Source organism: Psychrobacter sp. UBA6291 (assembly GCF_002439405.1).
In the GTDB taxonomy this organism is placed as follows: domain Bacteria; phylum Pseudomonadota; class Gammaproteobacteria; order Pseudomonadales; family Moraxellaceae; genus Psychrobacter; species Psychrobacter faecalis.
This window is the reverse complement of record NZ_DJUD01000069.1, coordinates 14117-35598: the sequence shown is the minus strand read 5'-3', so window position 1 is coordinate 35598 and position 21482 is coordinate 14117. Positions and strand designations below refer to the sequence as shown.

The following is a 21482-nucleotide window of genomic DNA, read 5'->3' as shown; positions in this document are numbered from 1 at the left end:
TATTTCACTAAAATATTATAAATAGTAGCTAAATAAAGCTGATTTCTAGTACAAAAACTTTGTTATTATAATGGCATAAACTTTTATTATCTCGTATGATAAAGAGTGCTTGGTCATTAGTTGCCCAGTTAAAACCTATACTTCAACTCAGCTCTTTATGTTATCTAAGGATTGATTATGCCTAATCAAGCAACACGCAATGCAGACCGCGCGCCTGCAAAAGTCACCCCAAAAAATGCCGCTTTTGATTTCCGTAAATATCGTCCATTTGCGTTTGCTCCTGTGCTAGCAGATCGTACATGGCCGAGCAAGACGATTGGGAAATCACCAATTTGGGCAAGCGTGGACCTGCGTGATGGCAATCAGGCGCTGATTGATCCGATGACCATTGAACAAAAAATGCGCTTTTTTAAAACCTTGGTCGATGTGGGTTTTAAAGAGATTGAAATTGGTTTTCCGTCGGCGGCGCAAGTAGAGTTTGATTTTGCTCGCAAGTTGATTGAAGAAAATCATGTCCCTCACGATGTGACCTTGCAAGTATTGGTGCAGGCGCGTGAGCATTTGATTGCCCGTACTTTTGAGTCATTAAAAGGCGCGAAGCGTGCTATCGTCCACGTTTATAACTCAACCAGCCGCGTACAACGCGAAAAAGTATACGCTAAGGATAAAGCAGAAATTAAAGAAATAGCCATTACTGGCGCTAATTTATTGGTTGAATACGCAGCCAAATATCCTGAAACAGAATGGGTATTTCAGTATTCGCCTGAAAGCTTTAGCCAAACGGAAACTGAATATGCGGTCGAAGTCTGTGACGCGGTGTGTGAGGTTTGGCAGCCTGAAAACGGCCAAGAAGTGATTTTAAACTTGCCGGCGACGGTTGAAGCATCAACGCCAAACGTATTTGCCGACCAAGTTGAGTATTTTTGTCGTCATATTGCCAAGCGTGAGCATGTCACGGTAAGCTTACATACACATAACGACCGTGGCTGTGCGGTAGCTGCTGCCGAGCTTGGCGTGCTTGCTGGTGCCGATCGTATCGAGGGCACTTTGCTTGGCAATGGCGAGCGTACGGGTAATATGGATATCATGGTGATGGCGATGAACTTGTTTAGTCAAGGTATTGACCCCGAGCTTGATTTTAGTAATATGAGCGAGATTGTACAAGTGGTGAGCGAGTGTAATAACTTGCCCCTACATCCGCGCCATCCGTACGTTGGTGAGCTTGTGTTTACCGCCTTTAGTGGCTCGCATCAAGATGCGATTAAAAAATCTCTTGATTACAATGAAAAACATCAAGATGAAACCAATAACGTTTGGGACGTTGCTTATCTGCCGATTGATCCGGCGCACATCGGTCGCAGCTATCAAGATGTGGTCCGTATCAATAGCCAATCTGGTAAAGGCGGCGTTGCTTATATCTTACAGCGCAATTATGGCTTTAATTTACCGCGCTGGATGCAAATTGACTTTAGCGGCGTGGTCCAAAAACAAGCGGAAAGCGCGGCTCGTGAATTGCAAAACGATGAAATCTTACAAGCCTTTGAAGAGACATATTTGCAGCAAGGCAGCTTCGAGCTTCTAGATTATAGTGTCAATAACAAGGGCGGCGAGGTCTACTTTAACGGTCAAGTACAGATGAATGGCGACACCATTACTATTGACGGAACCGGTAATGGTCCTTTGTCATCGTTTATTGATGGGCTTGCGCAGCACACGGGTAAATCTATCCAGGTTATCAACTACGCTGAACACGCGATTAATCCGCAGCACAACAGCGGTGATGGTATCGATGATGATACCAACAATGACAATAAAACCAACGCCAATGCCGCAGCTTACATTCAACTAAATGTCGACGGTGATGTTTACTCAGGCATCGGCACTTGTAGTAGCACGGTATCAGCGATGCTTAAAGGGGCGTTATCTGCTTTTGCTCAAGCGGCTAGTCCAGTTGCTGCTTAATATCGCCTTTAGCCGATAATAAAATAGTTCGATTTACGATGTTAATCTATAACGCCATGGCTTTTGCAAATTAGCCATGGCGTTATTTTTGTGTGTATACACTTAATATTTGGTAGGTGAGTTTTAAAAACAATATTGGGCATGAATTTATTGATGAAGGTTTACGTTGAGGTCAGGGTTGGTCAAAGTCGTACGACTAATAGCATAATGTTACTTGTGTTTTCGGTGTCTAAGACTTACGCTAATGTACGTCTTATTTATTATTATAATATTAAAAAAGGTTAATTATGGAACCTATATCTTTTGCTTCATTTTCATTGGCTTCTATTTTAGCGTCACTGCCAGTGAACGGTGAAGCGGTTAGCAAACCTACCGTTACCACCCATATCAGTCCCGCTATTGCCGGACAGTGGGAGATAGATTTAGACAGTGGTATTACGATGACCAAAGAAGCGCAAGCTAAGCAAGCGGCGTCAAAGATGGAGCTGGGCAAAATTGATGAACCAAAAGTAGGCACTGGCGCTGAGGGTGGCGTGTTGACCCAAAATGAAAAGCGTATCGTCAAGGTGCAGCCAACTAGCAGTAAAAACCTGTTAACCGCTAAGTCTACTCAATGTCGAGAGATTTATAACTTTGCTGCCGATAATGAAATGTGGGCAGTTAGTGGTAAAGAGTGGACCTACGGGCGCTACTTAGTCACCCATCGTGATGAAGGCTTACCTATTATTGCGCTAAAAACGGTTTATGATAATAACGAAGTCGATTGCTCGGGCAATCAGGTAGATCAAACTGGCGAGGCATTAATAGCGTTTTTGAACCATGAAGGCAATAAAATGCAGTGGTGCGCCGATCCTGAGGGTACAGAATGCTTTATGAATTTCACCAGAATATTACCTTAGTACTTTTTTGGCATTATTTATAAAATTTAGACATATAAAAAAACCGCTATCTTTTAGGTAGCGGTTTTTTTAATTTCTGCTTAAACAAAAAGACTAAGACTAACTAAGAAGCAGAATCAGCTTTATCTTTATTAGATGTTAATAATTCTCTTTCTAGGTAGTGAATGTTTTGCGCTTCATTAACAAATTTATCATCCGCTAAAATAACATCACGATGCAAGGATATATTGGTTTTGATACCTTCAATCACCAATTCGTCAAGCGCATGCAGGGTTTTAGATATCGCTTGCTGACGTGTTTGACCGTGACAGATCAGCTTGCCAATCAAGGAATCATAATAGCTTGGAATCTCATAACCTGGGTAGAGGTGCGAGTCAAAACGCACGCCCGCGCCACTTGGGGCAAACAACTGATTGACCGTACCTGGGCAAGGCATAAAGGTCGCTGGATCTTCGGCATTGATACGACACTCTATGGCGTGCCCTTGAATTTCAATCTCGCTCTGACGATACGATAAACCGTAGCCAGCCGCGATTTTAAGCTGTTCAACGACGACATCGATACCCGTAATCATCTCAGTGACTGGATGTTCAACCTGCACGCGGGTATTCATCTCAATAAAAAAGTATTCATTATTTTCAAATAAAAACTCAAACGTACCCGCGCCGCGATATTTGACCAGCTCGCAAGCTTTGACGCAAGCATCTAAAATAGGCTGACGCACATCGTCAGGGATATCTGGGGCAGGTGCTTCTTCTAAGACTTTTTGGTGACGACGTTGTAATGAACAATCGCGGTCATACAGATGAATGGCATTGCCATTACCATCGCCCAGTACCTGTACTTCTACGTGGCGCGGATTTTGGAGATAACGCTCCATATAAACGGTATCATCACCAAACCATAGCTCAGCCTCTTGCTTGGCGGCTTGTACTTGGCCGATAAGCTCATCAAAACGTTCAACAACGCGCATACCGCGGCCACCGCCACCAGAAGCAGCTTTAATCAAAAGCGGAAAGCCGATATTGCGCGCTTGCTCTTCAGCGTTATGCAAAGTGACGGCACCCACTGAACCAGGAACTGTTGGTACGCCTGCTTTTTTCATGGCATTAATGGCTGATACTTTATTGCCCATTAAGCGAATGTGGTCAGCATTGGGACCGACAAAGGTTAAGCCAGCTTCTTCGACGCGTTCAGCAAACTCAGCATTTTCTGCCAAAAAACCATAACCAGGGTGAATGGCATCAGCGCCAGTGATTTCAGCGGCGGTCAAAATGGTGCTAATATCGAGATAGCTTTGGTTGGCATTGGGTTTGCCAATACAGATTGCTTCATCAACAAAGCGTAGGTGCATTAAATTGGCATCCGCCGTTGAATAGACGCCGACGGTCTCTATGCCAAGCGCCTTGCAAGCTCGAACGATACGTAGGGCAATCTCACCTCTATTGGCGATGAGCAGTTTTTTTATCATGGGGTCATCCTTGTCGAAGCGGCAGTCATTGATAGCCTCGCTATTTTGGACATCGTAACAGCAAACGGCGCTACATCAAATTTAGACAAATTGAGCGCTGATGTCGATGAATAATAACGAGGTCTCAATCATTACAAAGTAAAGGTTGGTAGATAGCGTTACGCTTTATAGCGTATGACTGGCTGACCAAACTGTACCACTTCAGAATTATCCACTAAGATTTCATCAATGACGCCGCTTTGAGTCGCTTCAAGAGGATTCATGATTTTCATGGCTTCGATGATACCAAGCGTATCGCCTGCTTGCACTTTTTGACCGACCTTTACAAATGGCGGGTCATTAGGACTTGGCGCTGAATAATAAACACCCACCATCGGCGAGGTTTCAACGCTGCCAGCTTTGACAGCGGCTTTTGCGGCGGCAGCGACAGGTGCAGCACCTGCGGCAGGCGCAGCCATCATCGTCGGTGCTGGCGCATCATAGTGACGAGTCAAACTGATGTGTTCGTCATCTGAGCTGATTTCTAAATTAACCAGTTCACTTTCTTCCATGAGTGCGATCAGGGTGCGTATTTTTTCAATATCCATAATTTTAATTTTGCCTTGTACTAATTTCTAGAAAAAATAGTGTAACTAAATATTGTATTGGTAATTGCTAATGATACCTGTATTCACGCCAATGAGCAATCAATGTACAGTTGTTAACTGAGTTTTTTTACATATTATGACGTAAGCGTGCTTAAGCGTAAGAAATATTCAATGATTTATCATAGTCGATGTCACAAGGTAGCGCCAGTCATGGTTACTAGACGCTACGTTTGAACCAAGCGACCGCATCAAGCCCATAATGTTGTCAAGCGTTTTTGCTGATAGCGCAGACGCAGACTTAATAATATAGACGATAAGAATAACCCAGTGATGAGCGCCATCCAAAAACCCTGTGCGCCAACGTCGGTGAAGCGCACGAGATAAACGCCAAGCGGTAAAGCAACCAACCAATAACAAAATAGCGTCACCCACATCGGCACAGTGGTATCTTGCATACCGCGTAATATACCAGCGACATTGACTTGCCAGCCATCAAATAATTGATAAGCGAGGGCAAAAATGAGTAAGTGCATGGCTTGCGCGCGTACCACAGGATTATCGGTGAATGCCGCCGCCAATTGCGGCCTAAATAACCAAACGCCGAGCATAGACGTCAGCGCAATGATAACCGTCCATACAAGCCCTGTAGTTAACACTTGACGCAGCGCCATCAGATTTTTTTCACCAAAGCGGTTAGAAATCATAATGGTTAGCGCCATCGCAACTGATATGGGAATCATAAACAGCTGCGAGGTCACCGAAAGTGCCACTTGATGCGAAGCGGTCGCAATCTCACCGAGCGGACTGATAACTAGCGCCCCTAAACTAAATAAGCTGGCTTCAAAAAAGATAGAAATACCAATCGGAATGCCAAGTTTTAATAGTTTTTTAATTTGCGTGCGGTTAGGGCTGGCAAAAGCATAAAAGAAGCGCGTACTGGCAAACTGTTGACGCTTGGTAAAGCTGGTATATGTCGCTAGTAATAGGACATTAATCCAAAGTACGATGGCCGTTGCTACCCCGCAACCAGCGCCGCCCATTTCGGGCATACCAAATAAACCATGGATAAAAATATAGTTAAGCGGAATATCGGCAAGCAGCCCGATGATACTAATAACCGTCACCGGCTCAGGTCGGCCGAGCGCCTCACAATAACTGCGCAGCACGGCATAGACCGCGATTGCCGGAAAACCGAACGATACCCCATGTAAATATTGCGCAGCGATGGGTTGGATGTTTTCAGGCACGCCCATCACCCCAAGTATATTGGGCGCTAGATTGACAATGATGAAGCCGAGAATACCAATGACGCCGGCCGTCCATAACGATTGCTGGGTAATATGCGGCACTTGGCTATGATTGTTTTGGCCGATGGCTTCGCCGATAAGCGGCGTGGTGGCAATCAAAATACCGGTCGCCAATAAAAACAGTGGTAGCCAAATACCGGAGCCGACGGCCACGGCTGCCAAATCAAGGGCGGAGACTTTACCGGCCATAATGGCATCGACGACACCAAGCGCTGCTTGGCAAAACTGGGTAATTAAGATGGGGAGGGCGAGTACGCCTAAGCGTAAGCTGTAACTTTTAAAATCTCTAAAGGACAATGGGAAAACCATAATGAGCAACTTTTTATTCTTTGCAGTAATTATTGTGGATGAGCAAATGCTGCCATCAACAAGTTAATAGCGAAACAGTGAAATAGGATTGGTGCGACGATAATACTCCGATAAATAATATGAGCAAGTCCATTTTTAATGATTATTAATAACAACATGCCGATAAAGTAAAAAATTAAACAGTTAAGACTAAAATGAAAAATGACCCGTCAATCCGTAAGTAGAATTGAGAGGTCAAGATAAGAAAGTTTTGTTAAATTCGCATTAGGATTGGTATTTTTCAAATTTTAATGATTTACCAGTCCTACGTTATGGTTAAATGGCGCTAGGCGAATTTGGCAACAGATTCAGCTCTCCTGCCATATCCATAATCGTGTTCCAATGCTTGGGTTCAAGCGGCAAAATGGTCAGCTGCTCACAGCCTTTTCTTAGCAATAAAGAATCCTCAAGCGCCGGCAAAAATTTAAGCTGCGCTAATGGCAGTATATCCGTAAAAGCCTGCTCAAAAGTCACATCTACCATGTACCAGCGCGGCTCATCTTCAGTTGCTTTAGGATCATAATGGCGATGTTCGGGGTGAAACTGGGTGGGGTCGGGATAACCAGCTTTACTGATAGTCACGATACCAGCGACGCCAGAAGGTTTGGCGCTAGAGTGATAAAAAAATGCTTTGTCACCAACTTTCATATCGTCACGCATAAAGTTGCGGGCGCGATAATTACGTACCCCATCCCACATCTCCGTGCCTGCACGTTGTAAGTCTTCTATATTAAAACAGCGGGGATTAGATTTGATAAGCCAATATGCCATTGTTTTTATCCTTGTAAAATTATTAATGTAATCATAATGGTTTCATAGTGATGGCTTTAAAAGCTGCTCATCATCTATTTTTATTCCATATTTATTTTCATTCTTTGTAGTCATCTAGCTTATCTAGCATTACCACTATCGGCCATTGCTATAAACGCCGATTGTTCCCAATACTTTTATGGCCAATTTATGCTGATTAGGCTTTTCTTTAGCGCGTCCAGCCGTTATCCTAGCGCTACTTTCTGCTGACGACCGCAGCTACTCCTTTATAGATAAGTCCGCTTATGTCAAATATCAAATCCTCTCATTTTTCGAATCATCTTGACGCTAATAGTCGTAATGAAACAAGTGCGCTTATAGTGAAAGATATTCCGTTATCACTTTATATCCATATTCCTTGGTGCGTGAAAAAATGCCCTTATTGTGATTTTAATTCGCATGAGCTGCCGATGGACAGTCAGCTATCTATGTACGATGAGTACGTCGATACGCTATTACTTGATGCAGCGTCACAGCAAACGTTAACCCAAGGACGAGAAATCAGCTCAATATTTATCGGTGGCGGTACACCGTCGCTACTGCCCATTGCCCAGTATCAGCGTTTATTTAACGGTTTGCGTGAGATTTTTCAGTTTGCCGGTGACATTGAAGTGACGATGGAGGCCAATCCAGGCACCCTTGAGCATGCACCATTTGCACAGTATTTAGACGTAGGCATCAATCGTTTGTCGATTGGCGTACAAAGCTTTGCTGCTGGCCAGCTCACCACGCTGGGGCGTATTCACGATCCCGCCCAAGCACTATCAGCTATTAAAGCCGCTCGTCGCGCTGGATTTGAACGTGTCAACGTCGATTTGATGCATGGGCTACCGCAGCAAACGATGAGTGAAGCCCTGAACGACATTCAAATTGCACATGACGCAGGTGCTACTCATATTTCATGGTATCAGCTAACGATTGAGCCAAATACGGTGTTTTATCGCAGTCAGCCGATTTTACCCGATGAAGATAGTTTGGCAGATATTGAGCAAGCGGGGCAGACATTGCTTGAGCATTTGGGCTATGACAACTATGAAGTGTCGGCCTGGGCAGGTGCGTCCGATAAACCTTGCCGTCACAACGTCAATTATTGGCAATTTGGTGATTATTTAGCGATTGGTGCTGGTGCGCACGGTAAAGTCACCATTGATGATAGATATGGAAATCAAACATTAACGGCTGATAGAGTGTCTGATGAGGTATTGAAAAAGGTATCAACAGAGACGGGTATTTATCGCTTTAGCAAATCTCGTATGCCAAAAGACTATATGACTTTTAATATCGACACGATGAATAATATAAAAAAAGAGGACGCGCCAAAAATGGTCGGCTGGCAGGCAATTGCGAGTGATGAGCTGGTCAGTGAGTTTATGCTCAATGCTCTACGCTTGCATGAAGGCGTGACATGGTCTTTGTTTGAAGCTCGAACAGGGCTGAGCTATGACAATATTGCTCTAGAAGTAAGTCAACTTATTAAACAAGGGCTTTTAGTAGATGATAATGAACACTTACAGCCAACGGCGTTGGGTAGAAGATATCTTAATCAGATCTTAAGAATATTTTTATAAAGTGTGCAGACAAAAAAAGAAGCTTACCAAATGATAAGCTTCTTTAATATAAGCCTAAAAAGGCTTAGATTTTGTTTTGTACTTCTTGTGCAGTACCAGTTACAGCGCCACCGGCACTTGATACGTCTTGGCCTAGACCTTTAAAAGTGTTGCAACCAGTTAGTACAAACATAGCAGTCAAAGAAGCGATAACTAATTTTTTCATAATTTTTTCCTCAAAAAAGATAGAGTGTTATAAGTCATAACAATGGAACCTAGCGTTTTACATAAGTTTCACTGAGGGGTTACAGGATACAAGGACAATGTTTTTAAATTATCTCGCTATCCATTAGGGTCATGATAATCAAAGTTAAAATCTGTGCCCAGTATCAAAATGTAATTATTGGCAGTAAACTGTAACTTTTGATTACGTCTGTTATATACGTTTAGACAAAATGCTTAAATCATTTATGGAGTTTGTATGACCATTCATATCGTATTGGTAGCGCCAAAGATGCCTAGCAATACTGGCAATATTATCCGCTTATGTGCCAATAGTGGGGCGCAGCTACATTTGGTCAGGCCGTTAGGGTTTGAGCTCGACGATAAGAAGCTACGCCGTGCAGGTCTCGATTATCATGAATACGCTCATCTGCAAGTACATGACGATTGGGCAATGACCAAGCAAGCGCTACAAGCGGCTGGTTGCGAGATTATCACCGCACTGACGACCAAGCTGAGTAAACCGTTTTATGACTATGATTTTAGCGGACAAACGACTCAGCATTTAGATAGCAGTGCGTCTAATAGCCCCTCATCACATCATGTGGCGCTGGTCTTTGGTTCTGAAACGGCAGGGCTGCCGGAGGATATCCGTACCGATATCGGCGCTGATAACTGGCTACGCTTACCAATGCTTGCGGATTCGCGCAGTTTAAATCTTTCTAATAGCGTGGCAATATGCTTGTATGAAGTTTGGCGACAGCAAGGATTTGACGGCGATGAAGGTCGCAGTATCGGTTATGACACCTTGACCGTTTATGACCCAAAATAGAGAAGAGATAGAGAAGCTAGTAGGGTAGTTAAGTTAAAAAGCGGTTAAAGAAAATTATTGTTTAATTTTCTTTAACCGCTTTTTTTGCTGCTTTTTTTATAAACCACGTTTTTTATAAACAATTTGGCGGTTTTGGCAGGCCAGCAAGCCGGTTGACATGACGGGCAACCAAACCCGTATTAAATAACTGCTGGAGCTTTTGATTGCTGATGTCATGCTCAGGCAAGGTTTGCTGTAGCCATTTAATCAGCGGGCGGGTCGCTGGCGCGTGATTGAATTTGGTAAAAAATGCGCGTACCTGCTGTAAGATGGCTAAATGTTCAGCATTTAAAGTTACATCTAGAGTATTCGCGAGCTGCTGCGCAATCGCAGGCGTCCAAATCGTATGGTCGCATAAATGCCCGTCTTGGTCTAAATCCACTGCAGTCATCTTCTCAGCAGGTGTAATACCATCTTTAGAATTCATCATAGAGCAATTGTTACCACTTTATCAAAGGTAGCGCCATTCGCATAAGTATTTTGAGTTAAGGCGACCCACTCATCATCGCTCAAAATAGCCGTTAATTTGGCGGATAAATTGAGCTTTGCTACTGTATTATCGTTCAGCTGCGCTACGTCCTCAGCGAGGGCATAAATTGCCGCTACCTCTTTTGTTTCAATGTCCTCAAGGTCTTCCAAATAAGCATTAAACCAGTCAATAAAAGCGACCGTTGTACCCAGTAATATAATGCTGTCACCCGCACGCCACGTCGATGTCATTTGTTCTGTGCTGCGTCTGAGCGTATCCATACTGCTATGTAATTGGTATAAAGTTGCCATAATCGTGTCCGCTTACTTACTGTATTTATTGTCATATTAAAATAAATATTAACAATGTAAATTCGTCCTAGCCCAAAAAGTTGCTACTAAAAGACCAAAATCTGGTCAAATTTTTGCGAATTTACCACCTCTGGTATCAAGGTCAGCTGCGTCGCCAAATCTGCCGGTAACATACCCGCGATCCAACCGCTAAACACATCGTCCGGTAACCAAGCGGCTGGCATATCATATAACTCAAGCGACTGAATCATGCCATGCAAACGTGATTCAGGCTGCATTAAAAAACCAAAGACCGGCGCATCCAAATACAGCTGCACCTCATGACCAAAAGTCGCTAACGTTAAAGCCAGCGCGCAGCCTTCATAACTTACCATCTCGGTAGCTGTGTGCAAGCGAATGAGTAATTTCATGATGTATTCCTAATCTGATTATCGCCAACCACTATTATTCATCTGGTTATTGTTAAGTTGGCTGTTTTGACAGTGAGTTGTCATGCAAAACGCTGTTTAAAGCTGCAGTAAACGACAGTTACCTTGCATCATCATGGCAAGCTCACTCAGTCCTACCAGCTTAAAACCAGCGGCCAGATTTTCGCTATCTAATTGATGGCGTGTACTATTTTCGCTATCTGAAATACCGCGGCTAAGCGCCGTACTGACGCAAACGGGCAGCGTTAATTGATATTGCGCCGCAAGCTTTTGCCATTCTTGAGTGATATTCATCTGGTCTGCTGACTGCCAGCGCAAGCGATTGGCGGTATTGGCGGCATCGGCATAGAAAAAAACATGCAATGGCGCGGGTACGTTTTCATTGTTATCGCTGTTATCGCTGCTATCGGTCTCATTATTATTGTTCGTGTCATTATTATTTGTGTCAGTGTTTGCGAGATAGGTACGCGCATAGCGTAACGCTAGATGTGCCAGCGGATGGCTGGGATCAGCAGTAATTAATAATAGCGGGGTCGTGGTCGTCATAATCGCAGTGTCACTTATGATGAATGAGGATAAAGAAAAAACACAGCGTCTCAAGATTTTTAAGACCCAAAGTGTTTAAAACTCAAGATTTCTAGGTTTAGGTTTTAAGTCCTTTTAAGTATTGGCTATTGTAGCATTATTCGCAAAACTTTCTTATGTTCGTCAGTTCTTAATCAGTAAAGTGCTGTCAGTAGCATGGCTGAGGATTTATGCTACTATAAAAATCCTAAAATAAGATTGTTTATAGCCGCGTTAATATTGTAAAAATAATTTTTGCGATTGATGTGGTTTTTATAGCTTTATGCTGCAAGGAGTTGTTGTCGTTATGCTATCTACCATGCCTAGTAGTACAGGCTTTCAGCCTAGCTCAGAGCAGCTACAAGTGCTACAGACTGCCAGCGAGTTTGCTTATCAGGTTTGGCAAAGTCGAACGGGCGCTTGCCAGACGTTTTTGCGCAGTTATCCGCTAGAGAGCACGTTAACGCGCCAACAAATTGATGATTTGATTCAAGATTATACGTTGGATGAGAATTATCAGCTCGCCAATGAAGACAAGGTAATGAGTGGTTTGCGGCATTTGCGTATGCTGCTAATGATGCGCTGGATTTGGCAAGATGCCTTGGCCATGATTGAGCTTGAGCAACTGACCGATGAGCTGTCTGAATTTGCCGATGGCTGTATTTTATTTGCCAAAGACTATACCTATCAGCAGCTGATTGTGCAGTATGGGCAACCGACCTTTATTAATGCCAAAGGTAATGTGCAAATCGATGATATGGCGATTATGGCAATGGGTAAGCTTGGCGCGCATGAGCTGAATTTATCCAGTGATATCGACCTGATTTTCGTCCATCAGGCGCGCGGTGAAACGGACGGTGACAAAGCAAAAGGCACGCGCAGTATTGATAATAAGCGTTTTATGACCCGGCTTGGACAAGGCATTATTAGGCTGCTCGATAATAATACCGCTGATAGTTTTGTATTTCGGGTCGATATGCGTTTGCGTCCGTGGGGCGATGGCAGCGATTTGGCGATTCATTTATCCGCATTGCAGAAGTACTTTGCCCAGCATGGGCGGGCATGGGAACGTTTTGCTTGGCTCAAAGCGCGTGTGGTTGGGCACATCGAGCAGCCGTTTTTTGACGACATACAAGCGCTGATTAAGCCTTTTGTGTTTCGTTATTACGTTGATTATAGTGCTTTTTCAGCTTTGCGAGAGATGAAGTCTCTGATTCAAAATCAAGTCGCTCAGCGCGAAGACTTAGATAATATCAAGCTTGGCGCGGGTGGTATCAGAGACATTGAGTTTATCGTCCAAGCCTTTCAACTGATTTATGGTGGTCGGCATCCGCAGTTACAGGTTAAGTCTTGTTTGGCAGCGATGCAGGCACTGTGTCAACTTGGGTATTTAGAAGAAACTACTTATCAAGAGCTACAGGCTGCTTATCGTTTTTTACGGCGCCTTGAACACGGTATTCAAGCGATTAACGATCAGCAAACGCAGCGCTTACCGCATGACCCAGAGTGGCAGCATAATTTGGCCATTACCCTTGGCTTTGATGATTGGACAGGGTTATTAGCGACACTTAATCAGCACCGCTATCATGTCAATGTGCCGTTTGAGCGTATGGTTACCGAACGGCAGATACCCGATCAAGACGATGATGAGTTTGAGCCTGAACATCTAAACGAGCAGATTGCGCGCTTAAATGAGGTATTAACTGAAGAAAATCGTGAGCGTTTACAAGGTTTTTGGCAGTCAAAAATGGTCGCCAATTTGAGCGATGAAGCGCGTGAGCGTTTGGATGATGCGTATCCTGTGATTGTCCACGCGCTCCTTGTCCATGAAGAGCAGCAGCAACTTGCTAATATCGCTTTGCCGCGTTTAATAAATTTGCTAGAAGCCATTTGCCGCCGTTCTATTTATTTGGTGATGATTGCAGAAAACCCCAATGCCACGGTTGAGCTGATTCCGATGTTGTCGGCTAGCCCTTGGATTGCTAAGGAGTTGGCGCATTATCCGGTACTTTTAGATACCTTCTTACAGCAGCGCTATCGACATCTGCCAGACAAGCTTGAGCTGCGTGATATTTTGCGCCAGCAGTTGTTGCGCGTAGAGCCGAACGATGAAGAAGAACTGCTGAGCGTACTGCGATTGTTTAAAAAGAACCAAGTGCTCGCAGTGGCTGCCAGTGACGTGCTGGCAGAGCGACCAATTATGAAAGTGTCAGACTCACTGACTTATATTGCCGCTGTGGTGTTAGAAGCGGCGCTTGAGCGCGCCTTTGCCGAAATCGTCAAACGTTATGGTTACCCAATTGGTCAAGATGGCGATCCGGTCACTGAAGCGGATTGCGGCTTTGCCATCATTGGTTACGGCAAGCTTGGCGGGCTTGAGTTATCCTATTCATCTGATTTAGACTTGGTGTTTTTGCATAAAATAAAAGAACAGGGCATGACCACGGGTGAAAAATCGGTCAGTGGTATGAAGTTTGCCGCCCGTTTGGCACAAAAGCTGATGACTTATCTTAATACCCAAACCCGTGATGGCCGTGCTTATGAAGTCGATATGCGCCTGCGTCCCTCGGGCAATGCGGGCATGATGGTGGTTTCTTGTCATGCGTTTGAAACCTACCAGCTTGAGAAAGCGTGGTCTTGGGAGCATCAAGCATTGGTACGGGCGCGGGCTATCTGCGGTGATAAACGCGTGACCGCCCGTTTTTGTGACATTCGTCGTACCGTTTTGGCGCTACCGCGTACCATTGAGCAAGTCCGTATCGAAGTCACCAGTATGCGTATTAAAATGCAAAAGCATCTGGGCACCAGTCAGCACCAGCAGCAAGCGGGCAAGTTTCACCTTAAGCAAGATGCGGGCGGCATTGTCGATATTGAGTTTCTCGCGCAGTTTGCGGTATTGGCTTATTCGCACGAGCATCCAAGCTTGACCAAATGGAGTGATAACGTGCGTATTTTTGAAGAAGTCGCCGCGCTTGGTATTTGGGAAGTAGAAGTTTGCCAAGATTTGACCGATGCGTATTTACGTATCCGCGCTGCCACCCATCAATTGGCACTATCTGAGCAATCGTTACTGATGGATGAGTCATTATGGACAGAGACGCGAGCACTGGTACAAGCGCAGTGGCAGCATTTGATGGGCGTAGAATCTGCTGAATAATCCTGCCATAAAACAATGATGCGGCGTTATAAGTAAAATGTAATAAGCGTAGGGCTTTGATAGCCATTGTAACGAATGGTATATGAATAAAAGCCATGCAGTGATAAACTAAAATATTGTATTTGCCTCTCGTGCCGGTGCTATAATCACTGGCACCTTAAATTTGCAGATAGAAGAATTGCATTTGAAATTGCATCTGAAAATAGGCACTCAGTGTCAGCAGGCAATTTTACTTAAAACATTTATTTAACCATTAACACTCAACAAGAAAAGTTAGACGTCAGCGCTAGCATAAGGACTATTAAATGAATATGGCAACACAAGAAGGTAAGCTTTGGATGAATGGCACGATGATTGAACAGCCAGATGCCAAGGTTCATGTGCTTACGCATAGCTTGCATTACGGCATGGCGGTGTTTGAAGGCGTACGTGCTTACCAAACGGCTGACAATCGCACCGCAATTTTTCGCTTAAAAGACCATACCGATCGTCTATTGGGTTCTGCCAAAATATTTCAAATGAATGTACCGTTTGATGCAGCCGCACTTGAGCAAGCGCAAAAAGATGTGGTTAAGCAAAACAACTTGGCAGAAGCCTATATTCGCCCACTTATTTGGGTTGGCGCCGAGAAATTGGGTCTATCATCGCGTGACAATAGTATCAATGCGATGGTCGCTGCTTGGCATTGGGGCGCATACCTTGGTGAAGACGGTATCAAAAACGGTATCCGTGTAAAAACCTCATCATTTACCCATCACATGACCAACGTGACCATGTGTAAAGCTAAAGCCTCAAGCAACTATCCTGTGTCTATCATGGCTAACCAAGAAGTCACGCGTAATGGCTATGATGAAGCTATCTTGATGGACCCACAAGGTTATGTCTGCCAAGGCGCGGGCGAGAACTTGTTCTTAGTCAAAGATGGTGTACTGCATACCCCAGATTTAGGTGGCGGCGCCCTTGACGGTATCACTCGCCGTACTATCATTCAATTCGCTGATGATTTGGGTATCAAAGTCGTTGAGCGCCGTATCACTCGTGATGAGTTTTATTTAGCTGATGAAATCTTTATGACAGGTACCGCGGCTGAAGTGACGCCTATTCGTGAATACGATGACCGTGTCATCGGTAATGGGGGTCGTGGTCCATTGACTGAGAAATTACAAACCTTATACTTTGATGTGGTACATGGCCGTAATGAGCAGTATATGGATTGGTTAAGCTTTATTGATTAATTTTTAAAGCTACATTTCATTTTTAAAACCAGATCGTATGAATAAAAAAGCTAAGACTCTTGATAAGTCTTAGCTTTTTTATTTGTCATTGGTCATTTTTATTATGGCTTTGTTAATTATTAAAGGTTCAAGAGGGTGATGTTATATCTGACCAGCGCATCAATTTTACTTCATACTGAGCTAATAACTCTGCAAACTCTTCACTGATTAACCACTTATACTCAATCTCACGAGCCGCTTTGATTTCATCCTGCCAGCTATTACTCCCACTTTCAGGAACAGCAGGATGACACATAATCAGAGTAGGTGTTAGGTTAGCTGTATGACGCGGTGCAGCTTGCAGCCACTTTTCCCATAACATTACTAATTGCTGACGATCAGCATCAAAACCATAAACCCCACCAAATTTATCATTGGTTAGAATTTGATGATGCTGACAAGATTTTCGCCAAGCATAACCACCTAGTATATAAATGATCCAAGACTTTACGTCATTGATAAGCGGTGTAGTAACGCGTGCGCTCAGCATGTCTTTTGCTATCTCATCACTATAGCGGTTAGCTAGCTCTTTAATCAAGCTCTCACGAATAACAGGAAACTGATGAATATGTTGATGTCCGTCAATAAATACAGGCGCACGATTAAAGCGTTCTTCAAATCCATCTAATTGTTGTTTAATAACATCGCTTACTTGCATGGGATTCAAACGACGCAAGTAGCTTGCAATAATGATTGATTTTAATGAACCACGTAGGGCAGATGGGAATATCCCCGTCAAATCTAAATGCAAGCCAATATCGACATTGAGTTGGTTCAGACGATTGATATTGCTATCCGTAATTGTACCGCCAACCATATAGCTGCTGGCACCAATACGTCCAAGTTCAGCAAGATGAATGACCGCATCGTTGACGGCAGTCGACAATCCTAAATCATCAACGTTAATAATCACAGGGCGGGTATGGTTAGATAGCGCAGCAGCTTGCTCTTTATAACGAGGATGGCTCATGATTTAAATGCCCAAAACTTGCCCAAGGCAAAGGTCATAACGGTAATAACGCCCGTGACCAGTAGCCATATCAGCATATAATACTGCTCGCCAAACCAACGTAACCCTAAAACGAATAAGCCTTGATTGGCAATAAATCCTGCAGCAGAACTACTAAACCATTTTCCTAAAGCAGGAAGATGCCTTTTTTTATGAATATGATTATTGTTGTGCTGAATGCTCTTATCTGAATACTCTGATTGTTTAAAGGTAAAATAAAAATGCCCGAAAAAGCTGACCACAAAAGCAATTAAAAAAGCGCCTACGTTTGCCCATGCTGGCGTGGCAGTCGTGAAATTAACAATACTGACCAATACTAAAAAATGCACCAAAGCCGCACTGGCACCAACGGCTAAAAACCAAAGGGCTTGCATAGAATTCGATTGCGTTTCTGCTGTGTTATTCATCAGCTGGTTTGTCCATTGCACTTTTGGCCGTCGCCTGTAGGTAATTATCAGCGTATTGATGAGTAGTATGCGCAGACTTGCTATTGATGACTTCATCGATTAAATACAGTGGTCGCTGCTTAACCTCTTCATAGAGTCTACCGACATATTCGCCAATCACGCCAATACAAACCAGTTGTATACCAGTAGAAAACATAATTCCTGCGGCAACCGTTGCCCAGCCTGCGACATCGCTACCAAATATTAGGGTATCTATCACGATATATAAGCCGTATAAAAAAGCCAATGCAGAGACTGCAAAACCTATGCGTGAAATCAGCCGCAGTGGTCGCTGAGAAAAGGAGGTAATACCTACAAGTGCCAACTCAAACAAACTGCCATAGTTAAATTTACTTTCACCAGTATCGCGATTGGCAGCGGTAAAGGGCAAATAGACCGTATTAAAACCAACCCAAGCATACAAACCTTTCATAAAGCGTTGGCGCTCGGGTAATGAGCGTAAAGCATTTAGCACCTTGCGATTCATCACCCGAAAATCACCGGCATTAGGACGAATCTCATAACGCTGACTGTCCTGGATAAAATGATAAAAACTGCCTTTTAAAGTTTTTGCAAGCCGGCTTTCATGCGGGCGATTGGCTTGAATACCCGCGACCATATCAATATCCGATTGCTCAATCATCGTTAGCATTTGTGCTAATACTGCTAAGGGATGCTGTCCATCGGCGTCAATCATAGCAACCATCTCGCCTCGCGCAGCTGCTAGACCAGCACTGAGCGCAGGCTCTTTACCAAAATTACGCGATAAACGTATGAGCTCTAATTCTGTATTTGTTGGACGAGTAGGCATTAACTGTGTGACTACCTCGACTAAGTTATCGCGGCTACCATCATCAACAATAATAATCTCACAGCTTGCTATTCTTGCTGTTGAGCTCCTTAGATTTTGCTCGGCCGATGCTATCTCTACTGGCGCGCGTAGTGTCTGCGTAAAGGCAAAGACCTCTGGCAAAAACACTTGTAAGGCTTCCGCATCATTATACGCAGGCATAATAATCGACAAATAAGGGCGAGATTGTGACAACTGATCTAGCATAAACACTCAATTATTTTATTCATATAAATGGCTATTTACCAGCCGCTGATAAGTAAATGCTGATAGGCAAAGTTTTATTTAGAATGCTGAAAGCAGCGACTTGGGACATAAGCTACCCAGTTTATCAATAACGGCTTTTCTATCTTACCGTCACGCCAATCAATCTGCCATTGACCCTGCTGCTTAATTAAGGGATTAGCGTTGTTATGGCTATTCTCTACTTCAGTAGTGGCAATAGCATCAACATCATCAAGCAACGGTAGGACGATATCTTCTTCGCCCTCTTGCCACATGACTAACGTGCCATTTTCTTGTAGGCGCTGGGTGTTCATCCAGGGCGAGTGGCTTGCAGGACCGGATATCATTTGTGAGGGAAAGCCGCTATTCATCGCCACTAATGCGCCAAGCCAGCGATCACCTGAAACGCTATCAAGTGTACAGCTACTCAATGATTGCCAAGTAGTCTGTGCTTGAACTGCCAATGCCTGCTCCGGCCACTGCATACGAGAAGGTTTATGACGAATCTTGTCGCCAAAGCCCACATATACTACCATTAGTACGGTGACAAGGGACAACCAAATAGTCAGAGCTTTTCGTAGCTTGATGGCAGTTAATAATTGAGTGGCAGGTGCTATCAAGGAGGCAGCAAGCAACCCTGACAGTGCCCACATTGGCATACCCCACATATCACGTAAGCCCACCCCAAATACTAAGCTTAAAACAACCAATACCGCGATTGGTGATAACCACATATACCAAAGTAATGCTGCGTTCTGCGGTAAGCTGTGCTTGTAATCATGAGTTTTTAATAAACGCTTGCGATTAACAGCAAGCATAATGAGTAGCGGAATATGAGCAACAAGCTGAGCAATGATAAATCCTATCCAGCTAAAATGCCGCTTGATGTTATACGCCCCGGCAGCAACCTCTTGCGAGCGTCCACTGGCATAACTAAGTGGCAACCAATCGTGCGTTGCTAACCAATATAAATGCGGTGCGAAGATGGCCAACATAACAAAAGCCGCTATCCACGGTTTTGGTTGTTTTAATAATGGCCACTGTCTTGGCAGCATTAAATACAATGCCATTGGTATCAGTAAAAATATCACGGTGTACTTGGTTAGCATGCCAAGTCCACCGAGCACACCCAGTAATATCCAATCTCTGAGACGGTTTTGAGTCAAAGATTGATAAAACGCTAAGTACAATCCTGCCCAAATGGGAAACTGAGCGACGTTGTGATTAAACTCAAGGCTAGGGTAAGTGTAGTACAGAACCGCTAAAGTTAACGCGCTACCAATTAGAGCGGTGGTTGGTGACCAAATCTTCTTACCTAACTGATAAATTAGGACTAAGGTCAGTAAGACAGATAATTGGCTGAGTAAATAAGGGCCAACATGACCAAACAATTGATAAAAGCTGTATAATATCCATGACGATAATGGGGGATGTTTATAATAGCCCCATTGCCATTCGCTGCCCCAATTTATACCCTCGCTAACATCGAAGGGTACACTGCTGGCTAGAAAGCTTGGAGTGATAGACCAAATTAGAAAATAAGCCATTAAAAATAGCCCAAACCAGCGCCAAGATTTAGATTCTATAGGTTGTTGTTTAGAGTTAGTATCCATGCCATTATTTATAGGCTGAGCATAAGAGGACGATTGTTCAGTAGGTGTCATAATACGAGCCTTATAATATACAATCAACTTAAAGTAAGTCTGGTCTATAAGTTTTTCCGTATTATAGAGACAATTGATAGATAGGCATAGTCGGGCACGATTTTTATCTGTCGTATTATGAATTCTTAGTTACTAAAAACCATTAACATATAATAATTTTTATTGTACTTGATTATTAGGATTTAATTATGAGTGATGAGATTATCAAAGTTTTTGTAGGATGCGATCCTAATAACTGTGATTTAGAGCAAATGATGGTTCTAGAGTATAGTATTCATAAACATACCAAATCGCCAGTTGAAATCATATGGATGCAGCTATCACGCAATCCAGATAGTTATTGGTATTCTAACCCTGAAATAGGAGAAGGTTGGAATACGGCTAAGTGGGCAACCCCTTTTTCAGGATTCCGTTGGGCAATTCCAGAATATTGTAACTATTCTGGCAGAGCAATTTATATGGACGCTGATGTGGTCATCTTGAGCGACTTGGCTCAACTATGGCAACATCCTATTGAAGGCCAAGCTATCGTAGCTGCGAAAACGAATGCTGATATGACGAGGTTATGTACCTGCCTATGGGATTGTACCAAAGCGAAAAGCAAGATACTGCCAATTGAGCAGCTTAGACAAGATGTTGATAGTCATCAAAAAATGATGGATCTAATTAAGTTTAACCCTCAACTCGTTGAACCTTATGAAGATAGCTATAATTGTATCGATGGTGAAGACTTGGCATTAGAACAGATTAAGATATTACATTATTCAGACATGGGCACGCAGTTTAGTCATAAATACGCGCTTGCAAGAGTCGAGGAAGAGGGGTTTAAACATTGGTTCGATGGTAAAATAATGCCACATCCAAGAACTGAGCTTAGTGAATTATTTGATAGTTATTATAATGAAGCACTTGCTGCTGGATATAAACTAGATGATTACCGCGTCTCGCCGTTTGGTCATTTTCCGAAAAAAACACATAAGCGTTATAAGGGTAATAAAATAACCCGTCGAAAAGATGGTAAGTCATTTTTTTCGCGTTTATTTAACTTATAAACTGTCAAT

General features: G+C 43.5%; 20 protein-coding genes. 7 read left to right on the top strand and 13 right to left on the bottom strand.

What is annotated here, in order from left to right:
* Nucleotides 1-177: 177 nt before the first annotated feature.
* Entirely contained in the window at nt 178-1962 is a 1785-nt protein-coding gene (gene leuA, locus B3R91_RS11545) for a 2-isopropylmalate synthase (protein ID WP_286797733.1), read from the top strand.
* Nucleotides 1963-2249: 287 nt separating this feature from the next.
* Nucleotides 2250-2861, top strand: a complete 612-nt coding sequence (locus B3R91_RS11540) for a hypothetical protein (protein ID WP_144296915.1) — start codon at nt 2250-2252, stop codon at nt 2859-2861.
* A 103-nt stretch (nt 2862-2964) separates the two neighbouring features.
* On the opposite strand, the gene accC is transcribed toward B3R91_RS11540, so the two are convergent.
* The 4 genes from accC to B3R91_RS11520 form a co-directional block, all read right to left on the bottom strand.
* Nucleotides 2965-4332, bottom strand: coding sequence for an acetyl-CoA carboxylase biotin carboxylase subunit (gene accC, locus B3R91_RS11535; RefSeq protein WP_193030191.1), 1368 nt, complete (start codon nt 4330-4332; stop codon nt 2965-2967).
* Nucleotides 4333-4490: 158 nt separating this feature from the next.
* Nucleotides 4491-4919: an acetyl-CoA carboxylase biotin carboxyl carrier protein gene (gene accB, locus B3R91_RS11530; protein WP_144296917.1), complete on the bottom strand. Its 429-nt coding sequence runs from the start codon at nt 4917-4919 to the stop codon at nt 4491-4493.
* A gap of 248 nt (nt 4920-5167) precedes the next feature.
* Nucleotides 5168-6535 (bottom strand): MATE family efflux transporter, encoded by a 1368-nt coding sequence (locus tag B3R91_RS11525; RefSeq protein WP_191690966.1) that lies wholly within the window; start codon nt 6533-6535, stop codon nt 5168-5170.
* Nucleotides 6536-6850: 315 nt separating this feature from the next.
* Nucleotides 6851-7345 (bottom strand): EVE domain-containing protein, encoded by a 495-nt coding sequence (locus B3R91_RS11520; protein WP_286797732.1) that lies wholly within the window; start codon nt 7343-7345, stop codon nt 6851-6853.
* A gap of 284 nt (nt 7346-7629) precedes the next feature.
* On the opposite strand from B3R91_RS11520, the gene hemW reads away from it, so the two are divergent.
* The gene (hemW, locus tag B3R91_RS11515) at nt 7630-8952 is read left to right on the top strand and encodes a radical SAM family heme chaperone HemW (protein ID WP_286797731.1); all 1323 of its coding nucleotides are present in this window, start codon (nt 7630-7632) and stop codon (nt 8950-8952) included.
* Between the two features lie 64 nt (nt 8953-9016).
* On the opposite strand, the gene B3R91_RS11510 is transcribed toward hemW, so the two are convergent.
* Nucleotides 9017-9157 (bottom strand): entericidin A/B family lipoprotein, encoded by a 141-nt coding sequence (locus B3R91_RS11510; protein ID WP_144296920.1) that lies wholly within the window; start codon nt 9155-9157, stop codon nt 9017-9019.
* Between the two features lie 255 nt (nt 9158-9412).
* On the opposite strand from B3R91_RS11510, the gene B3R91_RS11505 reads away from it, so the two are divergent.
* Entirely contained in the window at nt 9413-9985 is a 573-nt protein-coding gene (locus B3R91_RS11505; protein WP_286797729.1) for a tRNA (cytidine(34)-2'-O)-methyltransferase, read from the top strand.
* Between the two features lie 112 nt (nt 9986-10097).
* Here the strand turns inward: B3R91_RS11505 and B3R91_RS11500 are convergent, their stop codons facing one another.
* The 4 genes from B3R91_RS11500 to tusD all read right to left on the bottom strand — a co-directional run bounded on the left by B3R91_RS11500 (nt 10098) and on the right by tusD (nt 11778).
* The gene (locus B3R91_RS11500) at nt 10098-10454 is read right to left on the bottom strand and encodes a TusE/DsrC/DsvC family sulfur relay protein (RefSeq protein ID WP_414707570.1); all 357 of its coding nucleotides are present in this window, start codon (nt 10452-10454) and stop codon (nt 10098-10100) included.
* Nucleotides 10451-10804, bottom strand: coding sequence for a hypothetical protein (locus B3R91_RS11495; protein WP_286797727.1), 354 nt, complete (start codon nt 10802-10804; stop codon nt 10451-10453). Before B3R91_RS11495 ends, B3R91_RS11500 begins: the two co-directional genes overlap by 4 nt.
* Before the next feature lie 86 nt (nt 10805-10890).
* Nucleotides 10891-11214 carry a hypothetical protein gene (locus B3R91_RS11490; protein WP_286797726.1) on the bottom strand — a complete coding sequence of 108 codons (324 nt, stop codon included), beginning with the start codon at nt 11212-11214 and terminating at the stop codon, nt 10891-10893.
* 96 nt (nt 11215-11310) lie between these two features.
* Nucleotides 11311-11778, bottom strand: coding sequence for a sulfurtransferase complex subunit TusD (tusD, locus tag B3R91_RS11485; RefSeq protein WP_286797725.1), 468 nt, complete (start codon nt 11776-11778; stop codon nt 11311-11313).
* Nucleotides 11779-12103: 325 nt separating this feature from the next.
* Here tusD and glnE point away from each other — a divergent pair, with 325 nt between their 5' ends.
* Together glnE and B3R91_RS11475 are read left to right on the top strand one after the other, a co-directional pair.
* Complete coding sequence (gene glnE / locus B3R91_RS11480) at nt 12104-14953, top strand: bifunctional [glutamate--ammonia ligase]-adenylyl-L-tyrosine phosphorylase/[glutamate--ammonia-ligase] adenylyltransferase (protein WP_286797724.1); 2850 nt, start codon at nt 12104-12106, stop codon at nt 14951-14953.
* A 305-nt stretch (nt 14954-15258) separates the two neighbouring features.
* Nucleotides 15259-16188: a branched-chain amino acid transaminase gene (locus tag B3R91_RS11475; protein WP_068408726.1), complete on the top strand. Its 930-nt coding sequence runs from the start codon at nt 15259-15261 to the stop codon at nt 16186-16188.
* A 127-nt stretch (nt 16189-16315) separates the two neighbouring features.
* Here B3R91_RS11475 and B3R91_RS11470 read toward each other — a convergent pair whose 3' ends face one another.
* The 4 genes from B3R91_RS11470 to B3R91_RS11455 all read right to left on the bottom strand — a co-directional run bounded on the left by B3R91_RS11470 (nt 16316) and on the right by B3R91_RS11455 (nt 20421).
* Nucleotides 16316-17197, bottom strand: coding sequence for a ChbG/HpnK family deacetylase (locus B3R91_RS11470; protein WP_286797723.1), 882 nt, complete (start codon nt 17195-17197; stop codon nt 16316-16318).
* On the bottom strand, nt 17194-17643 hold the full coding sequence (locus B3R91_RS11465; RefSeq protein ID WP_193030169.1) for a GtrA family protein: 450 nt from the start codon (nt 17641-17643) through the stop codon (nt 17194-17196). The genes B3R91_RS11470 and B3R91_RS11465 overlap by 4 nt, the downstream gene beginning before the upstream one ends.
* Nucleotides 17636-18739 carry a glycosyltransferase family 2 protein gene (locus tag B3R91_RS11460; RefSeq protein WP_193030167.1) on the bottom strand — a complete coding sequence of 368 codons (1104 nt, stop codon included), beginning with the start codon at nt 18737-18739 and terminating at the stop codon, nt 17636-17638. The genes B3R91_RS11465 and B3R91_RS11460 overlap by 8 nt, the downstream gene beginning before the upstream one ends.
* A gap of 74 nt (nt 18740-18813) precedes the next feature.
* Nucleotides 18814-20421, bottom strand: a complete 1608-nt coding sequence (locus B3R91_RS11455; RefSeq protein ID WP_286797722.1) for a glycosyltransferase family 39 protein — start codon at nt 20419-20421, stop codon at nt 18814-18816.
* Nucleotides 20422-20609: 188 nt separating this feature from the next.
* On the opposite strand from B3R91_RS11455, the gene B3R91_RS11450 reads away from it, so the two are divergent.
* On the top strand, nt 20610-21473 hold the full coding sequence (locus B3R91_RS11450; RefSeq protein ID WP_286797720.1) for a glycosyltransferase: 864 nt from the start codon (nt 20610-20612) through the stop codon (nt 21471-21473).
* Nucleotides 21474-21482: the final 9 nt, after the last annotated feature.

Excerpts from the sequence above, each read along its gene's own strand:
- leuA (WP_286797733.1), top strand. The coding sequence starts at position 178 with ATGCCTAATCAAGCAACACGCAATGCAGACCGCGCGCCTGCAAAAGTC.
- B3R91_RS11540 (WP_144296915.1), top strand. The coding sequence starts at position 2,250 with ATGGAACCTATATCTTTTGCTTCATTTTCATTGGCTTCTATTTTAGCG.
- accC (WP_193030191.1), bottom strand. The coding sequence starts at position 4,332 with ATGATAAAAAAACTGCTCATCGCCAATAGAGGTGAGATTGCCCTACGT.
- accB (WP_144296917.1), bottom strand. The coding sequence starts at position 4,919 with ATGGATATTGAAAAAATACGCACCCTGATCGCACTCATGGAAGAAAGT.
- B3R91_RS11525 (WP_191690966.1), bottom strand. The coding sequence starts at position 6,535 with ATGGTTTTCCCATTGTCCTTTAGAGATTTTAAAAGTTACAGCTTACGC.
- B3R91_RS11520 (WP_286797732.1), bottom strand. The coding sequence starts at position 7,345 with ATGGCATATTGGCTTATCAAATCTAATCCCCGCTGTTTTAATATAGAA.
- hemW (WP_286797731.1), top strand. The coding sequence starts at position 7,630 with ATGTCAAATATCAAATCCTCTCATTTTTCGAATCATCTTGACGCTAAT.
- B3R91_RS11510 (WP_144296920.1), bottom strand. The coding sequence starts at position 9,157 with ATGAAAAAATTAGTTATCGCTTCTTTGACTGCTATGTTTGTACTAACT.
- B3R91_RS11505 (WP_286797729.1), top strand. The coding sequence starts at position 9,413 with ATGACCATTCATATCGTATTGGTAGCGCCAAAGATGCCTAGCAATACT.
- B3R91_RS11500 (WP_414707570.1), bottom strand. The coding sequence starts at position 10,454 with ATGATGAATTCTAAAGATGGTATTACACCTGCTGAGAAGATGACTGCA.
- B3R91_RS11495 (WP_286797727.1), bottom strand. The coding sequence starts at position 10,804 with ATGGCAACTTTATACCAATTACATAGCAGTATGGATACGCTCAGACGC.
- B3R91_RS11490 (WP_286797726.1), bottom strand. The coding sequence starts at position 11,214 with ATGAAATTACTCATTCGCTTGCACACAGCTACCGAGATGGTAAGTTAT.
- tusD (WP_286797725.1), bottom strand. The coding sequence starts at position 11,778 with ATGACGACCACGACCCCGCTATTATTAATTACTGCTGATCCCAGCCAT.
- glnE (WP_286797724.1), top strand. The coding sequence starts at position 12,104 with ATGCTATCTACCATGCCTAGTAGTACAGGCTTTCAGCCTAGCTCAGAG.
- B3R91_RS11475 (WP_068408726.1), top strand. The coding sequence starts at position 15,259 with ATGAATATGGCAACACAAGAAGGTAAGCTTTGGATGAATGGCACGATG.
- B3R91_RS11470 (WP_286797723.1), bottom strand. The coding sequence starts at position 17,197 with ATGAGCCATCCTCGTTATAAAGAGCAAGCTGCTGCGCTATCTAACCAT.
- B3R91_RS11465 (WP_193030169.1), bottom strand. The coding sequence starts at position 17,643 with ATGAATAACACAGCAGAAACGCAATCGAATTCTATGCAAGCCCTTTGG.
- B3R91_RS11460 (WP_193030167.1), bottom strand. The coding sequence starts at position 18,739 with ATGCTAGATCAGTTGTCACAATCTCGCCCTTATTTGTCGATTATTATG.
- B3R91_RS11455 (WP_286797722.1), bottom strand. The coding sequence starts at position 20,421 with ATGACACCTACTGAACAATCGTCCTCTTATGCTCAGCCTATAAATAAT.
- B3R91_RS11450 (WP_286797720.1), top strand. The coding sequence starts at position 20,610 with ATGAGTGATGAGATTATCAAAGTTTTTGTAGGATGCGATCCTAATAAC.